This window comes from Priestia sp. FW507-14D1A (assembly GCF_058781295.1).
This window is the reverse complement of record NZ_JBYSWQ010000001.1, coordinates 19,929-39,126: the sequence shown is the minus strand read 5'-3', so window position 1 is coordinate 39,126 and position 19,198 is coordinate 19,929. Positions and strand designations below refer to the sequence as shown.

Genomic DNA, 19,198 nt, shown 5'->3' with positions numbered 1-19,198 from the left:
TCAATGAATCAAGGAATACTAAAGCGTTCTAAGCTTATTTTTAACCTGTGCTTTTTTATTGCCGTGACGTTGCTTATGCAAATGGGCATGTATGTGCTGCATTTGCTGTTTGGATGGAATTTATCGTTTAACTTAATTTTACTTTGTAACAAAGTAGCCCACTTTTTCGGCTTGTTTTTTATTGAATACATGCTGAATGCGGTTATTTTTCATACGATGTTTGTACTGTTCATTAAAGCTGTAAAGCAAGTGATTCAAATGCGGAAAGTCCGTAAAATGATTACGAAGCTGCGAAATGAAACAACAACGGCTCGCCTGCAAAAAGCGTACGGAAAGAATGTAACAGTTTTAACAACAGATCAGCCTATTGCATTAACAATGGGGTTGTTTACACCGCACATCGTTCTGTCTACCGGATTGCTCTCAGTGCTTGATGAAAATGAACTAGAAGCTGTTGTTTACCATGAGCAGTCACACGTTGCAAACAAAGATCCGCTCAAAACATTTTTACTCAGCACGCTTGCTTCTGCATTATGGTATATTCCGTTTATTAAATGGAGCCATAAACGTTTCAAAGTCATGCGTGAAGTGCTGGCTGATCAAGATGCCATTGTGAAAAATGGCACATCTGCTCACATCGGCAGCGCCCTTTTAAAAATGCTTAAAACGGGACAGACAAGTCTTTCGTGTGCGCACGTATCGTTTGCTGATACGTCGGTTAATTATCGCATTCAATATATTTTAAATCCGGAAACGAAAATGCCGATGCAGCCTCCTGTTATTTTAACGCTGACGTCGCTATACGTGTTTTTTATTTTGTGCGCGCTAATTTTTACAGCTCTAACAGCTTTGTAAGTTTGTAAGAGAGAAAGAAAAGAAGGAGATGAGATTGTGTCAAAAGCAAAGAAAAAGAAAAAAGTAACGCCCAATCAGCAAACGTCCTCAAGCAAGTGGATTTTTTGGGTGATTGGAATTATTGCGGTCTGTATTTTAGGATTAATCGTCCTTTCGAATATGTCAAAGGGCGGAGGAGATGAAAAGGCCGCTCTTACATATGATAATCAGCCGTATCTTGGAAAAGAGTCAGCTCCGGTAGAAGTGGTAGAGTTTGGAGATTACAAATGCCCGGCTTGTAAAAACTTCACGGAATCTTTTTTCCCGCTGATTCAAAAAGATTATGTGGATACAGGTAAAGTGAAATTCTACTTTATGAACTATGCGTTTATCAACAACGACTCCTCTCGTGCAGCAGAGTTTGCCGAGACGGTATACAAAGAGCTTGGGAACGATACATTTTGGAAATTCCATGAACTTCTTTATAAAAAGCAAAACGCAGCGGATGAAAAGAAAGATGTCTTAACGGAATCTTACTTAGAAGATACGCTGAAAGAAGTATCTAGCGATGCCGATGCGAAAAAAGTAGCGAGTGCTTTTAAAGACGGAAAAGGAAAAAATGCGTTTGATCAAGATATGAAGACAGCCAATGATTTAGGCATTACGGGTACACCAACGATTTATGTAGGCGGCAAAAAATTTGAAGGAAAAACAATCGATGACTTTGATCAAATGGTCAAAGATGCGGCTAAGGAGAACAAATAATGAACAAGTCTTTGGTTTTCGGGTGGATTACAGCGCTTATCGCGATGCTTGGAAGCTTGACGTTTAGTGAAGTTCTTCACTTTATCCCGTGTGAACTTTGCTGGTATCAGCGAATTTTAATGTATCCGCTCGCGATTGTGCTAGGTGTAGCCGTGTACCGGAATGATACGTTCATCTACAAATACGTTCTGCCGTTTTCTGTGATTGGTATGACGCTTTCAGGCTATCATTATTGCCTGCAGAAGATACCGGCTCTTAAAGCATTTGAAACGTGTACAAGCGGTGTTCCTTGCTCAGGTCAATATATTAACTGGCTTGGGTTTATCACCATTCCTTTTTTAGCGTTTATCGCGTTTACCATCATTACGATTATGATGCTTGTTCTTCGCAAGCAGACGAAAAAAGCTTAACCTCCGGGTTAAGCTTTTTTGTGTGAAAACAAAAAAAGGCCCGCTTACAAGAAGCGGGTGCAAATAGGGTACATCTATGAAAAATGATGAAATTGTTTTGACAAGAACAGTATATAAAAGAAAAGTGAAAAAACGGTGAAAAGAGAAAAGCTTTTTTGAAAAACAAGGAGAAAAATATGTTTTTCTTATAAAAAAAGCCCCGCTCACAAAAAGCGGGGAATAAATAGGGGTCATTTATGAAAAATGATGAAATTGCTTTGACAAACTTAGTATACAAAAGAAAAGTGAAAAAACGGTGAAAAGATGGAAGCTTTTAGAAAAAATAAAAAAAGACCTGCTTTTGGGAAACAGGTCACTAGAAAGGGAGTAAAACTATAAAAAATATGCTAATTGGCTTTACACATACTATCTTACCGCCCAATAGTGAAAAAACAGTGAAAAGAAACATCAAACAAAAAAAGACCTGCTCTGGGGAAGCAGGTCTTCACAAAGGAGTAAAACTATGAAAAAAATATGCTAATTGGCTTCGCAAGTACTATCCTATACCTTTATGGTGAAAAAATGGTGAAAAGAGAAACGGGATATAAAAAAGACCTGCTTTGGGGAAACAGGTCTTCAGAAAGGGAGTAAAACTATGAAAAAAATATGCTAATTGGCTTCGCAAATACTATCCTATACCTTTATGGTGAAAAAATGATGAAAAGAGAAACGGGATATAAAAAAAGACCTGCTCTGGGGAAGCAGATCTTCAAAAGGAGTAAAACTATGAAAAAAATATGCTAATTGGCTTCGCAAGTACTATCCTATACCTTCATGGTGAAAAAATGGTGAAAAGAGAAACGGGATATAAAAAAAGACCTGCTTTGGGGAAACAGGTCATTAGAAAGGGAGTAAAACTATGAAAAAAATATGCTAATTGGCTTCGCAAGTACTATCCTATACCTTTATGGTGAAAAGATAGTGAAAACGATATTAGGATATAGCTCCTATTTTTCCATATTATAGATTCATTTCTCTTTAATAGGGTATACGTTCATTAGAATCGATATAAACTTAAAGAGCTGCCAGGGAGGTATATATATGGAAAAGAAACACGAAGCAACTGCAAATCAGCGCGTGGTTCATCGCACTCGAAATAGCTGGTCAGGCTTTTTGTTTGGCGTAGGGTTAGTTGCTTTTATTGATGAAGCAGTGTTTCATCAGCTGCTTCATTGGCATCATTTTTATGATAAATCCACAACGGCCGCTGGTTTAGTGTCGGACGGTTTGTTTCATGCATTCAGCTGGTTCGCTACAATTGCATCACTTTTTATGGTGGCAGATCTAAGGCGCCGAGGCGGCTGGTGGGTGAAAAGGTGGATAGGAGGAGTATTGCTTGGAGCCGGGGCGTTTCAGCTTTATGACGGGACCGTGCAGCACAAGCTTATGGGACTTCATCAAATCCGGTACGGAGTGAAGATCGCACCTTACGACATTACGTGGAATGTACTTGCATGTTTGATGCTGCTTATTGGCATCATGTTAACATGGTTTACACGTAAACAAGGTGCACATCATGATTAAATATGAAGTATTGTCTCAGCTTTTATTAGCCCTGCCTTTTGTCGCTGCCTTTTTTTTATACATGTGGGCTGTAGCTTCTTCGAATGCAACGTATAGAAAATGGTCATTATATAGGACGTCCAGCTGGACACTTGGTATTTTATGCGCCATATTTTCTGTAGCCGGACCGCTCGCAGCCCGTGCTCATATGGACTTTACTGCGCATATGACGGGGCATTTGCTTTTAGGTATGCTAGCTCCGCTTTTAATGGCGTTAGGAGCACCTCTTACGCTGCTGCTTCGCACGCTTCCGGTTCATGCAGCCAGAAAAGTGTCAAAACTTTTAAAAGGACGGTTTGTTCGGTTCATCAGCAGTCCAGTGACAGCTTCTGTTCTTAACGTAGGAGGACTTTGGATTCTTTATACAACAAGTCTGTATGGCATGATGCATCACTCTTTTTTCGTGCATGTCGCTGTACATATTCACGTGTTTTTAGCCGGCTATTTATTCACCGTATCGATGATTTCAATCGATCCTTCGCCGCATCAAAAAACTTTTACGCACCGAGCGTCCGTATTGGTTGTTGCTCTTGCCGCTCACGGTATTTTATCAAAATATGTGTACGCTCACCCGCCTATGCACGTCTCGGCGGAAGGGGCGCAGCAAGGGGCTATGCTGATGTATTACGGAGACGATTTAATCGACTTATGTTTAATTGTGCTTCTTTGTTATGAATGGTTTAAGCGGGTTCAAAAAGTATCTCTTATATAAAAAACGCGCAGAAAGCATGGTGCTTTCTGCGCGTTTTTTTAGTGAATGTTTCGTTTTTTAAAGCGTCCTCCGCGGACTTCGGTAATATCTGCAACGGCTAAAAAGGCAGTAGGGTCAAAATCTTCAACAATGGTTTTTAGCTTTGATTCTTCAAGGCGCGTAATGATGCAGAAAATCACTTTTTTATCATCGCCCGTATAAGCACCTTCACCGTGCAAATAGGTAACGCCTCGACCTAGACGCGCATTAATCGCATCGCCGATGTCATCAGAATGATCACTAATAATCCAAGCTGATTTTGATTCTTCCAATCCTTCTACAACCGTATCAATGGCTTTAGCTGCAATGATGTAAGCAAGGATGGAATACATGGCGCGGTCCCACGTGAACACAAATCCCGCTGCTCCTAAAATGAAGAAGTTGAAAAACATCACAATTTCTCCTACAGAAAACGGAATTTTTTTACTGATTAAAATGGCAAGTATCTCCGTGCCGTCAAGCGCTCCGCCGTAGCGAATTACGAGTCCAATTCCAATTCCAAGAATAATCCCTCCAAAAACGGTAGCAAGAAGAACGTCTGCGGTAAACGCGGGGACTTTATGAAACATAGAAGTTAAGATGGATACAACCAGTATGCCAAAAATAGTGGAAATGGCAAATGTTTTCCCCATTTGCTTGTACCCGATAAATACAAACGGAAGATTTAGTACAAAAAGAAAGATTCCTAGATTTACCCCGGTAATATGCGAAAGCATGATGGAAATACCGGTAATTCCTCCGTCAACAACGTGGTTTGGAACAAGGAAAATCTCAAGTCCTGTGGCCATGAGCAGGGCACCGATCGCAATAGCGATGGCCCTTCCAAATACCTGTCCCTTGGACAGCTTTCGGTGCTGAATTTTCGCTTTTTCGAGTTCTGTCATTTGCATGTCTCCTTTGATGTCTCCTATGTATTTCTCACTTTAGAAAAGTGAAACTATCTTTAATTATACCTTACTATGCACAATTAGTGGGGATAGACGGCTTAATTACTTGTTTCACCATATAAAAAAAGCCTGCTTCAGAGTCATAAGCAGGCTTTTTAAGGAGTAAAACGATGAAAAAAGATAGTTGGCTTCACGGCTTTAACTATATAGAAACTTGATGAAAAAACAGTGAAAATGCCGGCATGTGCGCCAAGAAAATCGGGGATACTAGTTAAAAAAGCCAAAAGGAGATGACGAAATGAGCGTGTGGATGATGTATAATCACTTGATGCATTCGCAAACCTTTTTAAGCAGCGTATTAATTAGCGGTATTCTTCTTGTCAGCGGAGGATTTGTGTACGGCAGAATAATGAGCAAAAAGTGAACCTAATATTGCCACGGATAGGTTGTTGATGGAAGATGCTCACTAGTAGCTTGGTTAATGTTATACTTGCTCCATAAGTTTAGCGTGGAGGTGTCAGCATGAGCAAGCATCATGATTTAACAGCATCATACGGAGAATCGTTAGTGACGTGTGAACATCAGTTTGAAGCTAGCTATTACTATCATCAAGTGCGCGAACAGTGCATGAATCACATTCATGAAATAAGCAAAGCGGTAGATGAATTCACCGTTGATTTTACAGATGAAAGTTTGAAAATATTAGAGCTTCTTTACTATGATCTAGAAGACAGCAATTGTTTTGACTATTTTTCGATGACAAAAGAAGAATTCGAAGAGTGTATGGGCGTATACTTTGGTGAGGTGGTTACGTCTACTATTGACGAAGCGCGCTGGGTTGTGAAAGAATATCCGCTTATGGAAAACAAGTATGTGACCGGAATTGAAAAAGGGAATCTTTCACTCATGTTTCCCCACGGCTTTTTTAACCATAAAGAGCGTCATCCAGAGTGCGTTTTTACTCTTTATCATTTATATAAACAGCTGCAAAAATAGGAAAAGGTGAACATAAGTTCACCTTTTTTATTGTCCCAGCTTTATGGGAATATAAATATCCATTTCATATGTATCACTATATAAATTGTTGTGTATAGCTGTATTTACAATTTCAAGAGCAGGACCTTCAATCATGCTGTAAGGAGAGTTCGGCAGCCATTCATTCCAGATGCTGTTGTACGTCGACCCGAGCGATGTAATGGGACCTCTGTGTTTAAACTGCAGGTATGTAAACGAAGGAAACGTATGAACGCTCATACCATTTGGAATACAAGCCGTATCAGCCACTTCTGTCCCTGCAATATAAAAATAATTTTCTTTTTTCGGAGCCATGCAAATGCCTGTAATCATATGAGGTTCTTTTGAAGAGCTAATCATTTCTTTTTCTTTAAGTATTTGCTTCAAAAGATTCTCTTTTTGATACTCTCCGTTTTTTGCTATGCCTATCACTGAAAATCCTTCTTTATATACAACTTTACCTTGCATAATCCACCTCGAATTTTTCAAGCTCTAGCTTTTATTCTATCAATCATAAATTACTTTACCGTGATTGTAACATAATCTTAAGTAGATATCGATGCAGAAAATGGAACATTACAGGAGACAGCTTTTGTGAATTAAGGAATAGTTTAAGTAAGCTGGTTGATGGAGGTCTTTGAACTCCTAGTCATGTAAATTTAAAGGTAAGTATATACTTTATTACCCTATAATTTATATAACTAAGAGGAGGGAAAGTAATGGGAGACGTGATTCAAAGCCAGCTGAATATATTTTCATCGCAGTCTCAAAGCGTACAGTCGTTGACTTACGGCTCTGAAACAAGCATTTTAACTGTAAATGCTGAGACGAAAAAAAACAATCAGAAGATGAAAATAGATGGGTTTGCTACAATTGAAGCAAACATTCCTCTTGGATTAACTAGTTATCAATACGGGGTAACACTTAAAGTATATAGAAATTCTCAGCTTTTGTTTTCACAGAATTTACAGCAGGGAGCTGCAGCCGTTTTAACACTATCATTTACTCAGCAAAACGCTCTTTCTTTTACGTGGGTAGATACAGTAACATCAATTGGTACGTACACGTACTCAATCAGAATGGAATTTTTTATCCGGTCTTCAACTGGGGTGACCGTTCAAACGACTACCCGTGCAATTGCGATTACTACATAAAAACAGCGCCATAATTCTGGCGCTGTTTTTTTACTGATGCAACACTTTATTTATATAACGTTTATGAAGAGTAAATCCGGGAAACTCCTTAATATAAGTCAAAATGGTAGCTAAACCAGTAGTCGTCCTGCACATTCTTTGTGTTTGAAGCGACAATATGCTCATGACCTTGTTCATCCGTGGCAATCCAATTATAGTTGATATCCATTTTAATCGGATACATATTGCCTTTTTTAAACAAAATAACGGGGGGAGTTACTTCAACAAACTCGTTTAGTTTTTTAACAACATTTTCTTTACAGCGAATTAGCTCCATGTCTTTTTCTCCTTCGGTGTTATTGCACAATCATATTTTTTGCGTTGTGCACAATATATAATTTAAAATAACAAAGGTAAGTTTAGCACATTTTACAAAAAGCAGAGAAATAAAAAGGAGCGATATCGATGAATGAACAAATTTTATTAGCAGAACGCCCAAAAGGAATGCCAACAAAAGATACATTTAAATACGAAAAAATTGAAATGCCTACAGCAAAAGAAGGCGAGGTACTTGTTCAAACACTGTATCTTTCTGTTGATCCGTATATGAGAGGACGCATGAACGATACAAAATCATATGTTCCTCCATTTGAGCTAAACGCACCGCTTGCAGGCGGCATTGTAGCACGCGTAACGGAATCAAAATCAGATCGCTTTAAAGAAGGCGATATCGTGACGGGTATGCTTCCTTGGAAACGCTATTCAGCTGCAGAAGCAAAAAACTTACAGAAAGTTGATCCAGAGCTAGCGCCAATTACAACGGCTATCGGGGTTCTTGGTATGCCTGGTCTCACAGCTTACTTTGGACTGCTTGAAATTGGTCAGCCAAAAGAAGACGAAACAGTAGTCGTTTCCGGTGCAGCAGGTGCTGTTGGATCTGTTGTTGGTCAAATCGCTAAAATTAAAGGCGCACGTGTTGTCGGCATCGCAGGTTCTGAAGATAAAATTGCTTATTTAAAAGATGAGCTCGGATTTGATGAAGTAATTAATTATAAAAAAGGAAATGTAAAAGAAGCGTTGAAAGAAGCGTGTCCTAATGGCGTTGATGTTTACTTTGAAAACGTCGGTGGAGAGATTTCAGATGCAGTCGTTAGCTTATTAAATAAATTTGCGCGCATTCCGCTTTGCGGCCAAATTTCACTGTATAACTTAGAAAAACAAGACGTTGGGCCACGTGTTCAAACACCTTTATTAATTAACAGTGCGTTAATGAAAGGCTTTATCGTAGCCGACTATGCAGACAAATTCCCTGAAGGCATTAAGCAGTTAGGCGAATGGGTGCAGCAAGGGAAAATCAAGTACAGCGAAAACGTTGTAGAAGGTTTTGAAAATGTACCTGAAGCGTTCCTTGGTTTATTTGAAGGAGCAAACTTAGGAAAACAACTTGTAAAAGTAGCAGAATAAGCGTAAAAACCGTGCGGGATCATTCCCGCACGGTTTTTTTACATGGTTGAAGCCGTTTGTTGTTTCGCTTCTTCTTCCATATGTTCACCAGTTCGTTCGATTGGCGAGCGTTTGTGATAGCGTCCAAGCAGTCCTGTCATGATGAAGATACCGATTAACGAATAAAGAACCTGAACTACGCCGAATACCACAGTTGCAGAGCCTACAATCAACACATCTGTCAAAAGCATTGTTTTACCTGGATTGACGCCAAAGCGTTTATCAAGAAACACGCATAGCATGTTGATGCCGCCAAGAGAAGAGCCGTGGCGAAACAAAAAGATTAGTCCAATGCCGACAATAATGCCGCCCAAAACCGCGGCTACAAGCGGATGCGGAAGCGCAAATGAAAAGTTGGCAGCTAATAAATCGGACATCACTGACATCAGGCTAACGCTGATGAAGCTTTTTATCGTAAACTGCAGTCCAATTTGTGTAAGAGCCATAAAATAAAACGGTAGATTGATAATAAAGAACAATACCCCAAATGAAATACCGGTTAAATGCTGCAGCACGATGCCAAGTCCTGCCGTTCCGCCAATAACGAGGTTAGAAGCGGTTAAAAATTGAATTCCGATGGCAACGCATAAGCAGCCAAAGGTAATCCATCCCCATTGTTTTACGTGATTCATATCTCCATCCCCTTTTGTATATTTATACAATACTTTCGATAGAAAACACCGTCTTTTAATTCACAAAATCTATTTTACTATATATCTTTTCAAAAAAAAGCACTTTTGTGAGAGAATCTAACACAAGATAAAAAGTTAGATAATTCAGATTTATTAAGTTGTTTTGGGGCAAATTAATGATAAATCGATATGTTTCTAAAAAAAGATTAAAAAGAAAGAATGAGAAAAACGGATTTTGGAAAATGTATAAACAAATATTTGGATAATGGTTAAAAAAAGGGAGAAAACATTAGTTAAAACGAACTATTTAACTTTACACTTAAAATATTATTCGTCTTTATATTGATTTTTTGTGCATTTAAGGTAATATATAACATTATTAGAATGAAAATATGTAGAGATGGAAGTGGATGCGAAATGAATAAGAAATTATCAGCGTTGACAGGGGTGGCTGTACTTGCTTTTTCACTGACGGCATGTGCCCCTCAGCAGGAAAAAGAAGTGTCTGCTGAGAAAAAAGAACCCACTCAACACCTAGCTGATCAGCAAATCATGGCGGACGCTTGGTATCAAACATCCGGCGAAATGAAAGCTTTGTATTACCAAGGTTACAATACGGGCAAGCTGCGTTTAGATGAGGCGCTTGCAAAAAGTACCGATAAAAAGCCTGCCATTATTTTGGATTTAGATGAGACTGTGCTTGATAATAGTCCATTTCAAGCATCAGCAATCAAAAGCGGCAAAGGATTTCCTTATAAGTGGGATGAGTGGGTGCAAGCAGCAAAAGCGAAAGCAGTACCAGGTGCTGTTGATTTCTTGACGTATGCGGAGCAAAAAGGCGTAGATATTTACTATATTTCAGGCCGTACAACTTCTCAGCTTGAGGCAACAATTAAAAACTTAAAGAATTTACATATTCCTCAAGCAACCAAAGACCATGTGCTATTAACGGGTCCAAAAGATGAAGGAAAAGAAACGCGCCGTCAAAAAGTAGCGACAAATCATAATGTAGTTCTGCTGTTTGGTGATAACTTATCTGATTTTAGCGGCTTTGATAAAAAGTCCATTACTGATCGAAATAAGCTTGTAGAGGAGCAAAAAGAAGCGTTTGGCCAAAAGCTAATCGTATTTCCAAATCCAATGTATGGAGATTGGGAAGGAGCTATTTATAACTACGACTACTCAATTTCGGACAAACAAAAAGATAAGCTTCGCCGCGAACAGCTTCAGTATTTCAATTGAAAAATAGGTTGAAACATAACGAAATCGCTCCAATCAAAAGGCGAACAAATTGGATACATGAGCTGAACCGCTTGTTACACCGCTGTTGATTTCCGTACAAGACTTCGCTTTCCGCGGGCGGCCGATGAGCCTCCTCGTCGCTTTTCTCCTGCGGGGTCTCATCTATTCCGCTTTTCCCGCAGGAGTCTTCGTCTCGCCCTCCAATCAACAGCTGGTAGAATGAAACCTATGTTCACCATCACAATAAAAAATCCGAACGAGGTTGATTCTTCATTAAGAATCAACCTCGTTTGGATTTCTCTTCAACTCACATATTGTTGTCCCAGCTTCTTTTAATCTTTTTACTATACCCTATTTAAACGATAGCTTGTCCAAATGATCCTGCCTTTTAAGAAAGAAGCCAAGGAGCATAAGGAGCTTGCTTCCACTCGTGTTTCAACATGCCATAAATCACAAGGTCATGGTAGTGATCATATAGGTATTCACCTTCTCTGCAAATGCCTTCTTCTGTAAAACCTAGGCGCGCAGGGATGGCTTTACTTTTTTCGTTATTAACGCCGCAGCGTATTTCGACTCGGTGAAGGTTTAGCGTATTAAATGCATAGTTCAGGCATCCGTGTACGGCTCTTGTCATAATACCTTTTCCTTGAAAATCATGTCCAATCCAATAGCCGAGACTTGTACTTTTGTTTCCCCAATTAATTCCGTGAAAACCAATCATCCCGGCGATTTCTCCGTAGTACCGAATGATGGCCTGGAATCCTTGGTTATTATAATATTGAGCTCTCCATTCAGGGATGAGTTCATCATAGTCAGCAATACTTTGCATGCTATCTACCCATGGGAGCCATTCTTTTAGGTAAGGTCTTGACTCGTTAATAAGAGAAAGCAAGGGGAAAGCGTCAGTTGATTCAATCAAATGCAAACTAACTTCGTCATCAATTTTGTATTCAAACATACGAAAGCCTCCTGTGATGATGGGCCTGCTGAGATAAGCGTAACGTGTAGGCAGTTCTAACATCTAGTTTTTCTTTATTCTACCACAAGTAACAGAAGGGAGAACGAGGAAGTTTAGGCTAAAAGTAAATAACGCATAAAGTCGATAGGATTTTAATGATTAAAAAAATTAATAATTGAAAGCACTTTTATCAATATTTTTACAGAAAAGAAGCATATACAGTGATACAATGGAAGAAGAGATAAGGCGTTGTAAGTATACATACTTTCTAACAAACATGATATTGGATTGATAAAAGCAGGTGGTAAAAACATGGATGTACAACTATTAATAACGGTATTTGCACTCGGGTTTTTCGGGTCATTTTTAGCAGGTATGCTTGGAATTGGAGGATCAGTTGTTTTGTATCCGCTGCTGCTATTTGTTCCGCCTCTTGTAGGAGTGGGAACGTTCAGCGCGCACGAAGTAGCTGGTATAGGAGCCGTGCAGTCGCTGTTTGCGTCTGTTTCAGGAGCTCTTGCTTACAAAAAGGGCGGCTATTTGAATAAACCGTTAATTTTATATATGGGTATCAGCGTCTTAGTTGGCAGTCTCATTGGTTCAACGCTATCAAACTCGTTTTCAGAAGGAATGATCAATTTCATTTACGGCGTGATGGCAACAATTGCTGCAGGATTAATGTTTATGCCCAAAAAAAATAATCCAGCGGCCGATTCATTCGAAGTGACGTTTTCAAAACCTTTGGCAGCAGCTCTGGCGTTTTTAGTTGGAATTTGCGGGGGGATTGTTGGAGCAGGGGGCGCATTTTTACTTGTTCCTATTATGATTACCGTGTTAAAAATTCCTGTGCGCGTAACGATTGCAAGCTCATTAGCCGTGACGTTTATTTCGTCTATGGGAACAACATTTGGTAAAGTAATGACGCATCAAGTCCTTTTGCTTCCGGCGCTTATGATTATTGGAGCAAGCTTACTAGCAGCTCCAATCGGCGCTTTTGTCGGGCAAAAGACGAAGGTAGCGTCACTGCAAGTTATCTTAGCGATCGTTATTACGGCGACTTCGCTGAAAATATGGTTTGATTTACTAATGAAATCTATTCATTAAAAAAAGCTGCCTTTTTAAGGACAGCTTTTTTTATTTTGTTGTTGATGACACAAGGTGAGCGACTAAAATATAGCGTTCAGGTGCTGAACCAACGTAATTAAACGGATAACAGGTGCTGACGGTTAAAGTGGCTCTAGGCTTCGGCACAATAACAGTCCGGTCATCCGCATCAACGATTCGTACTTTGTTCACTTTGTATGTGAAGGTGCCTGCTGCCGTGTTCACCACGAGCGAATCGCCTTCACCCACGTCGCCAAGCTTACGAAAAACCGTATCGCGATGTCCTGATAGAACAGAATTGTCGTTTTGACCAGGCAGCACACTTCCTGCAAAATGACCCACGCCTTTTTCTAATTCATCTTCGTTCGTACCGTGATAAATCGGCAGCTTAGCGTTTAATTTAGGGATATATAATTCTCCCATTAAATCACCGATTTTCGGCTGTTTCGGGTAAGACACATTTGACACTTTCGGCTTTTTTTCCGGGCTAGCAGTACGAGAGTGTACCGTTTTTTTAGCTTCAACAGAAGAAGCTTCAGCAGAAGAGTCTGCTGTTGAAGAATCCTTGCTTTTAGAAACTGAAGCTGCGGCTGGTTCTTCTGTATCCATTGTTTTAAATGCCAAATAGCCTCTTGCAAATTTATAGGCGTTTGTGGTCGTAAACCAAAGACCAAAGCAAATGACGGCGGCTAAAAGGGAAAGAACAATCAACCGCTTTTTGCGATTGATTGTTCTTCTTGTTTTTCTTGGTTCCATTTTATGCACGTCTCACTTTGCGGAAAAGAACAAAGCCAGCGGCTACAAGCACTAATCCAATTAATGTATTTGTTACATAATTAGAAGCCGTTTCCGGAAGTTTTCCGCCTTTAACGGTTTTTTGTACAGCGCCATTCGTTTGTTTCTTTACAGGTTCTTGTTTCTTTTCTACTGCTGGTTTTTGCGCTTGAGCTGGTTTTGCTGCAGCTTCAGCAGATTTTTCCACTTCTTTTCCTGTGTCTGTGATGATATCAGAATTAAACATATCGCCTGTGATCACCATGTCTGCTAAAAATTTACCGTCTGTTGTATAAAGAGAAATTTTTAGACTTGCATTTTTTAATTCTTCTAAGTTGATTAAATCAGTAAGAGAAAGCGGTCTTTCATTTCCGCCTTGTACAAGTGAAAACTTAGCGTCTAAATGGAAGATTGATAGCATTTCTTTATAAATAGACATTAATTCAGCGATTTGATCAGCAGATAATTCTGTTGCTGTATCAAAATCTTCGAATGCCGCTAAGCGCTCGCCTAATTGATCTAAGCGGTTAAGCGTTGCTTCGTTTGAAAGCTCATCTTCTAACGATGTAAAATGTGCTTCAATTCGATTTAATTCTTCTGAAGTTAAGCCTAATTCAGACTGCATAAACGATAGTAAGCCGCTTAAATCTTCTTCGCTTAATAATTCATCATCGTAAGAAGCGTCTTCTTCGTCATATGACTCATCATCTTCATACCAGTCGTCGCCCTCTAGATAGAAGCCAACATCCTCGTATAAATCATCTAGGTACACATAGTCGTCTAAGCTTTGACCGTTCTCTTTTAATAGCGCATTTAAGCTTGTTTTGTCTAAGTAAAAATCTGCATACACATCTTGCACGTTATGTAAGTCAGCTGCAATTGGTTCACCTAAAAAATCTTCTAAATCTGCGATTGTATCGAAGTTTTCAAGACTTTCATCGTACAGTGAAAGCGAATATTCAACGTCGTCTTTGGTTACTTCAAAGCCTCGCGTTTGGCTTACCGATTTTAAATATTTGTTGAAATCTGCGTCAAATGTTGACGCTGCTGCGAATGAAGACGTTGGAAATAAGCCAACAAACAGCAGAAATGATAATAGTATTGCCCCCAGTTTTTTCATCAATTTTCTCCTTTTTTTACGTTTTCTACAAGATTATATAGGAAGAGTTATAAATTTACAATATATACTTATATTATATATACCTTGAATATAGTGGTAATTTAAGGGATTTATAGAACTATATATTTTGAGAACACCGTACGAAAGGGAGTGGAAAGCCCTAGATAGAAAAAGGAGGAAATAAAGAAAAAGGTTTATAATTTTTTTTAACAGAGGCAGAAATATGAAAAAGTATCAAAAAAGAACAGCACTTAGAAGCTGTTCTTTTTGAAATGATATGTAAGCCTTAGCATAGATAGTTGAAATTCGATACCGTTCCGCTTTAGAAAAAGGTGGTTACGAGTTATGATTTTAGTAAGGATAGTGAAGAAAAGTGAGAGCGCGGTTTTGTCAGCTCTATTTTGATTCCTTTTAGCCTTAAACGTTCTACAAACTGTTTGCGTTTTTTTCGCTTTTCATGCGGGGATTGATTCATATTTGCCTCATCCTCCATATTTAGTCAAGTAGCTAACATATCATTATCATAATCAAAAGATGACGGTTACACAATAAACATTCTCAAATATTCACAAAGATTTAAAATTTGTTACATTGATAGTGTACATGTACCCCATTCTCTTTTTTTATAACATCTCAATGTGCTGTTTTTAAATTGAAGTTTTGTAAATCCTGTCGCAGGCTAAAAAACGCGCTGACTTTTATATTTTGATTCACTGTGCTTAAAAGCTATACTAGTAGTGCGTATAGAAAAGAGTAAAACGAATTTTTACATCTCATCTATTCGTATACAAAAAAGAAAGAGGGATTTTGATGAAAACAGAACAGCAGTATTTTGAAGAAGGAAAATCAATTCAAACATATATGAACGACATGAGTACATTAAAAGAGGAAAGCTTAGCTGTTTATGAACAATTTCAGCTTCCTAAAGATGGACTGGCTGACAAATTAAAGGCTCACAAGCTTCACTTCTTAGCGATTACTGAAGATTGGTGCGGAGATGCGATGATGATTAACCCAATCATTCGTAAAGTAGCTGAAGCTGCCGGTATTGATGTGCGCGTTGCACTGCGAGATGCGGACACCGAATTAATTGACCGTCACTTAACAAACGGAGGACGTGCTATTCCGATTATTTTAATTTTTAATAATGAAGGGACGTTACTTGGGAAGTGGGGCCCCCGTGCTCCCGAAGTTCAGCAAATTGTCGATGAGCTTCGTGCCACGCTTCCTTCAAAAGAAGATCCTTCGTTTGAAGAGAAACAAAAAGAAGTTTTTTCTTCGTTACGAACAAGATATAAAGAAGAACCAGCTCTTTGGTCGCATGTTTATAACAGCTTTAAAGAAACGGTTTTAGCAGTTGTGAAATAACTTAAAAAAGCAGGATAAAATGAGCGCTTCATTTTATCCTGCTTTTTTTCTAGCTATTGCAACAAGATCGTTTGTCTATCACTTTAATGGAAAGGCAGCCCTTATGAATGTTAGTGTTCAAATCGCGCACTTTTAATTGAAAAAACGCACAAAATTCTAAAAATAAAAATATTTTTTATTCAAAACGCGTACTTTTTAACTTGATGATGATATAATAACAAATAATAAATGAAGAAAGGAGACGCGTAAATGAATGGAAAAGCTTTCGGCTAGTACTTTTAAGCAGCATTTTTAAAGTTCAAAATGAATTTTATTTTTTAAATTTAATGAAAGCGCTTAATAACTCACTTCTCAGAAAATATAGAAGAAAGGTGTTAGATACATGAATAACTTACATAGAAAAATGGGAACGTTTTCTCTCATGATGGTCGGCCTTGGATCTATTATTGGATCAGGATGGCTGTTTGGGGCATGGAGAGCTGCTCAAATTGCAGGACCCGCAGCAATTGCTTCTTGGATTATTGGAATGGTTGTTATTTTATTTATAGCTCTTTCTTACAGTGAACTAGGATCGATGTTTCCAGAAGCAGGAGGTATGGTTAAATATACGCAATACTCGCACGGCTCATTTCTTGGCTTTATTGCGGCTTGGGCAAACTGGATTGCAATCGTATCGGTTATTCCTGTTGAAGCCGTTGCTTCTGTTCAGTATATGAGTTCATGGCCGTGGGAGTGGGCGAAATGGACAGGCAGTTTAGTAGAAAACGGGATTCTTACCGGAAAAGGCTTGGCTATTGCTACAGGACTATTAATCATTTATTTTCTTTTAAATTACTGGACCGTCGGCTTATTTTCGAAAGCTAATTCACTTATTACCGTGTTCAAGATTGTAATACCAGGGCTTACGATTGGTGCTCTTTTATTCGCAGGATTTCACGGAGGAAACTTCTCCTCTGCAGGAGGCGTTGCTCCAAATGGATGGGCAAGCGTTTTGACAGCTGTTGCTACGTCTGGGATTGTGTTTGCTTTTAACGGTTTTCAAAGCCCTATTAATATGGCGGGAGAAGCAAAAAATCCAGGTCGCTCTATTCCGATTGCAGTAGTCGGCTCCATTTTAATTGCAACCGTGATCTATGTATTGCTTCAAATTGCGTTTATTGGAGCGGTAAATCCTTCAGAAATCGTAAAAGGATGGAGCCATCTTAACTTTAATTCGCCGTTTGCGGATCTAGCGATTGCGTTAAATATTAACTGGCTTGTCATTGTGTTATATGCCGATGCTTTTGTATCGCCATCAGGAACAGGTATTACGTATACAGCTACCACGTCACGCATGATTTATGGTATGGAAAAAAATAAATATTTGCCGAATATACTGGGACGAGTTCATCCGCTTTATGGAGTTCCTCGTCAAGCCATGTTTTTTAATCTATTTGTCTCATTCATCTTTTTATTTTTATTTAGAGGCTGGGGAATTTTAGCCGAAATTATTTCTGTAGCTACGTTAATTTCATATCTTACTGGTCCTATCACAGCTATGACGTTAAGAAAAACGGGGACCGATCTTTATAGACCTTTACGTATAAAAGGGTTAAATGTAATAGCGCCTCTTGGCTTCATCTTTGCTTCACTTACTCTTTACTGGGCAAGATGGCCGTTAACTGGACAGGTATTATTTATTATTTTAATAGGGTTACCGATTTATTTTTACTACCAAGCAAAATCAAAATGGAAAGGCTTTGGTCAAAACTTCCGAGCCGGCGTTTGGATGATTGTCTACTTATTATGTATGATGACAATTTCTTGGATAGGAAGTGAAAAATTCGGGGGACTCAATATTATTAAATACGGCTGGGATATGGGTCTTATTGCAATTGTTTCACTATTCTTTTATGCTTGGGCACTTAAAAGCGGATACAAAACCGAGTATTTAAAAGAAGCCATCGACGTTAATAATGAAATGAAAGCAGCGGAAGCACAGACTGCCTCAGCTAAAGAACAGATCATAGAAAAACAAATTAAATAAGTAGTAAAAATGAGGCTGGGACAAAAGTATTTCAGTTGAAGTCAAATGCGAACTATTAATTATTTTTTGATTGGTAGTTCGTGTTTTTTTGTTGTTATGTTGAATAAAGATTTTATATGTATAGCTGGTTCTAGCAGTTAATTGGAGGGCAAGGCGAAGACTCCTGCGGGAAAAGCGGAATAGGTGAGACCCCGCAGAAGCGCAAGCGACGAGGAGGCTCACTGGCCGCCCGCGGAAAGCGAAGCCTTGCACGGAAATCAACTGCGGTGTAACAAGCAGTCCAGCTGATGTATCCAATTTGTTTGTTTTTAGATTAGATTGATTTAGTTATGTGTCAGCCTCTTCTTTTGTGGATGAATTTTATTTTTTTGAATACTAGATGGTAAAAAATGTTATAATGGTTGGCAAAATCATGCAGGGGGAGAACGACTTATGGATATCGTATCAATCACTTCTTTTTTAGGCGTAGCCGCTTTGCTTACGGTTATGCCTGGACCTGATAACTTATTTGTTTTAGCACAAAGCATATCAAACGGTAGATATGCAGGAATCTCGACTTCATTAGGGCTTTGTACGGGCTTGCTTGGTCATATAGCTGCAGCAACATTGGGTCTATCGGCTGTTATCTATCAATCGGCTTTAGCGTTTGCTATTGTAAAATACGCTGGAGCAGCTTATTTATTATATCTGGCTTATAAGACGTTTACAGCAAAAGATTCAGCTCTCGCTGTTGAAAACAAAGAAGCGGTTGAGTACAAGGTGCTATATAAAAAAGGAGTGATTATGAATCTGCTAAATCCAAAAGTTTCGCTTTTTTTCCTTGCTCTTTTACCTCAGTTTGTTAATCATTCAACCGGACACGCCACACAGCAAATGCTCGTTTACGGCGCCGTATTTTTAGTTCAAGCGCTGATTATTTTTGCGTTAATTAGTCTATTTGCAGGGAAAGTAGGGGAGTTTTTGCGAAAATCTCCGGCGCTGTCTAAGCGGCTTAATCTCGTGCAAGGCTCTATCTTTACGCTTATTGGCTTAAAAATCGCTTTTAGTGAGAAATAGCAGAAGATAAGACGGCGAA

At 38.9% G+C, this 19,198-nt stretch carries 23 protein-coding genes; 14 read left to right on the top strand and 9 right to left on the bottom strand.

The window, feature by feature from the left end; genetic code table 11:
- The first annotated feature begins 3 nt into the window (after window positions 1-3).
- The 5 genes from AC3WJG_RS00230 to AC3WJG_RS00210 all read left to right on the top strand — a co-directional run bounded on the left by AC3WJG_RS00230 (window position 4) and on the right by AC3WJG_RS00210 (window position 4,323).
- Window positions 4-855, top strand: a complete 852-nt coding sequence (locus AC3WJG_RS00230) for a M56 family metallopeptidase (RefSeq protein WP_098248071.1) — start codon at window positions 4-6, stop codon at window positions 853-855.
- Window positions 856-891: 36 nt separating this feature from the next.
- The gene (locus tag AC3WJG_RS00225) at window positions 892-1,599 is read left to right on the top strand and encodes a DsbA family protein (RefSeq protein ID WP_028409246.1); all 708 of its coding nucleotides are present in this window, start codon (window positions 892-894) and stop codon (window positions 1,597-1,599) included.
- Window positions 1,599-2,009 carry a disulfide oxidoreductase gene (locus tag AC3WJG_RS00220; RefSeq protein WP_098432216.1) on the top strand — a complete coding sequence of 137 codons (411 nt, stop codon included), beginning with the start codon at window positions 1,599-1,601 and terminating at the stop codon, window positions 2,007-2,009. Before AC3WJG_RS00225 ends, AC3WJG_RS00220 begins: the two co-directional genes overlap by 1 nt.
- A 1,080-nt stretch (window positions 2,010-3,089) precedes the next feature.
- Window positions 3,090-3,572 carry a DUF2243 domain-containing protein gene (locus tag AC3WJG_RS00215; RefSeq protein ID WP_028409244.1) on the top strand — a complete coding sequence of 161 codons (483 nt, stop codon included), beginning with the start codon at window positions 3,090-3,092 and terminating at the stop codon, window positions 3,570-3,572.
- Complete coding sequence (locus AC3WJG_RS00210; RefSeq protein ID WP_337134130.1) at window positions 3,565-4,323, top strand: cytochrome c oxidase assembly protein; 759 nt, start codon at window positions 3,565-3,567, stop codon at window positions 4,321-4,323. The genes AC3WJG_RS00215 and AC3WJG_RS00210 overlap by 8 nt, the downstream gene beginning before the upstream one ends.
- A 38-nt stretch (window positions 4,324-4,361) precedes the next feature.
- On the opposite strand, the gene AC3WJG_RS00205 is transcribed toward AC3WJG_RS00210, so the two are convergent.
- Complete coding sequence (locus AC3WJG_RS00205) at window positions 4,362-5,246, bottom strand: YitT family protein (RefSeq protein ID WP_098248075.1); 885 nt, start codon at window positions 5,244-5,246, stop codon at window positions 4,362-4,364.
- 301 nt (window positions 5,247-5,547) lie between these two features.
- On the opposite strand from AC3WJG_RS00205, the gene AC3WJG_RS00200 reads away from it, so the two are divergent.
- Both AC3WJG_RS00200 and AC3WJG_RS00195 read left to right on the top strand, forming a co-directional pair.
- Window positions 5,548-5,673, top strand: coding sequence for a hypothetical protein (locus AC3WJG_RS00200; protein ID WP_013057857.1), 126 nt, complete (start codon window positions 5,548-5,550; stop codon window positions 5,671-5,673).
- A 98-nt stretch (window positions 5,674-5,771) separates the two neighbouring features.
- Window positions 5,772-6,245: a hypothetical protein gene (locus AC3WJG_RS00195; protein WP_013057856.1), complete on the top strand. Its 474-nt coding sequence runs from the start codon at window positions 5,772-5,774 to the stop codon at window positions 6,243-6,245.
- Between the two features lie 27 nt (window positions 6,246-6,272).
- Here AC3WJG_RS00195 and AC3WJG_RS00190 read toward each other — a convergent pair whose 3' ends face one another.
- Complete coding sequence (locus tag AC3WJG_RS00190) at window positions 6,273-6,731, bottom strand: GyrI-like domain-containing protein (protein ID WP_098334374.1); 459 nt, start codon at window positions 6,729-6,731, stop codon at window positions 6,273-6,275.
- Between the two features lie 251 nt (window positions 6,732-6,982).
- Between AC3WJG_RS00190 and AC3WJG_RS00185 the strand changes: the two genes are divergently transcribed.
- Window positions 6,983-7,417 carry a hypothetical protein gene (locus AC3WJG_RS00185; RefSeq protein ID WP_060746361.1) on the top strand — a complete coding sequence of 145 codons (435 nt, stop codon included), beginning with the start codon at window positions 6,983-6,985 and terminating at the stop codon, window positions 7,415-7,417.
- Between the two features lie 88 nt (window positions 7,418-7,505).
- Here the strand turns inward: AC3WJG_RS00185 and AC3WJG_RS00180 are convergent, their stop codons facing one another.
- Window positions 7,506-7,733 (bottom strand): hypothetical protein, encoded by a 228-nt coding sequence (locus AC3WJG_RS00180; RefSeq protein WP_013057853.1) that lies wholly within the window; start codon window positions 7,731-7,733, stop codon window positions 7,506-7,508.
- A 128-nt stretch (window positions 7,734-7,861) separates the two neighbouring features.
- Between AC3WJG_RS00180 and curA the strand changes: the two genes are divergently transcribed.
- Window positions 7,862-8,860, top strand: coding sequence for an NADPH-dependent curcumin/dihydrocurcumin reductase (curA, locus tag AC3WJG_RS00175; RefSeq protein WP_337134129.1), 999 nt, complete (start codon window positions 7,862-7,864; stop codon window positions 8,858-8,860).
- Between the two features lie 38 nt (window positions 8,861-8,898).
- On the opposite strand, the gene AC3WJG_RS00170 is transcribed toward curA, so the two are convergent.
- Window positions 8,899-9,531 (bottom strand): YitT family protein, encoded by a 633-nt coding sequence (locus AC3WJG_RS00170; RefSeq protein ID WP_217598563.1) that lies wholly within the window; start codon window positions 9,529-9,531, stop codon window positions 8,899-8,901.
- A gap of 417 nt (window positions 9,532-9,948) precedes the next feature.
- On the opposite strand from AC3WJG_RS00170, the gene AC3WJG_RS00165 reads away from it, so the two are divergent.
- Entirely contained in the window at window positions 9,949-10,773 is an 825-nt protein-coding gene (locus tag AC3WJG_RS00165) for a 5'-nucleotidase, lipoprotein e(P4) family (protein ID WP_060746360.1), read from the top strand.
- On the opposite strand, the gene AC3WJG_RS00160 is transcribed toward AC3WJG_RS00165, so the two are convergent.
- Window positions 10,766-10,981: a hypothetical protein gene (locus tag AC3WJG_RS00160; protein ID WP_180232254.1), complete on the bottom strand. Its 216-nt coding sequence runs from the start codon at window positions 10,979-10,981 to the stop codon at window positions 10,766-10,768. The genes AC3WJG_RS00165 and AC3WJG_RS00160 overlap by 8 nt on opposite strands.
- Window positions 10,982-11,161: 180 nt before the next feature.
- Entirely contained in the window at window positions 11,162-11,731 is a 570-nt protein-coding gene (locus AC3WJG_RS00155; RefSeq protein WP_025751097.1) for a GNAT family N-acetyltransferase, read from the bottom strand.
- A 312-nt stretch (window positions 11,732-12,043) separates the two neighbouring features.
- Here AC3WJG_RS00155 and AC3WJG_RS00150 point away from each other — a divergent pair, with 312 nt between their 5' ends.
- Window positions 12,044-12,835: a sulfite exporter TauE/SafE family protein gene (locus tag AC3WJG_RS00150; RefSeq protein ID WP_060746359.1), complete on the top strand. Its 792-nt coding sequence runs from the start codon at window positions 12,044-12,046 to the stop codon at window positions 12,833-12,835.
- A 30-nt stretch (window positions 12,836-12,865) separates the two neighbouring features.
- Here AC3WJG_RS00150 and srtD read toward each other — a convergent pair whose 3' ends face one another.
- From srtD to AC3WJG_RS00135, 3 genes are all read right to left on the bottom strand, one after another.
- Window positions 12,866-13,591, bottom strand: a complete 726-nt coding sequence (gene srtD / locus AC3WJG_RS00145) for a class D sortase, LPxTATN-specific (protein ID WP_028409236.1) — start codon at window positions 13,589-13,591, stop codon at window positions 12,866-12,868.
- A gap of 1 nt (window position 13,592) precedes the next feature.
- Entirely contained in the window at window positions 13,593-14,729 is a 1,137-nt protein-coding gene (locus tag AC3WJG_RS00140; protein ID WP_337134128.1) for a processed acidic surface protein, read from the bottom strand.
- Between the two features lie 343 nt (window positions 14,730-15,072).
- Window positions 15,073-15,204 carry a hypothetical protein gene (locus tag AC3WJG_RS00135; protein WP_013057845.1) on the bottom strand — a complete coding sequence of 44 codons (132 nt, stop codon included), beginning with the start codon at window positions 15,202-15,204 and terminating at the stop codon, window positions 15,073-15,075.
- Between the two features lie 335 nt (window positions 15,205-15,539).
- On the opposite strand from AC3WJG_RS00135, the gene AC3WJG_RS00130 reads away from it, so the two are divergent.
- From AC3WJG_RS00130 to AC3WJG_RS00120, 3 genes are all read left to right on the top strand, one after another.
- Entirely contained in the window at window positions 15,540-16,097 is a 558-nt protein-coding gene (locus AC3WJG_RS00130) for a thioredoxin family protein (RefSeq protein WP_026106641.1), read from the top strand.
- Between the two features lie 382 nt (window positions 16,098-16,479).
- Window positions 16,480-18,123 (top strand): glutamate/serine transporter AimA, encoded by a 1,644-nt coding sequence (aimA, locus tag AC3WJG_RS00125; protein ID WP_028409234.1) that lies wholly within the window; start codon window positions 16,480-16,482, stop codon window positions 18,121-18,123.
- A 432-nt stretch (window positions 18,124-18,555) separates the two neighbouring features.
- Window positions 18,556-19,179, top strand: a complete 624-nt coding sequence (locus AC3WJG_RS00120) for a LysE family translocator (RefSeq protein WP_337134127.1) — start codon at window positions 18,556-18,558, stop codon at window positions 19,177-19,179.
- Window positions 19,180-19,198 lie beyond the last annotated feature (19 nt).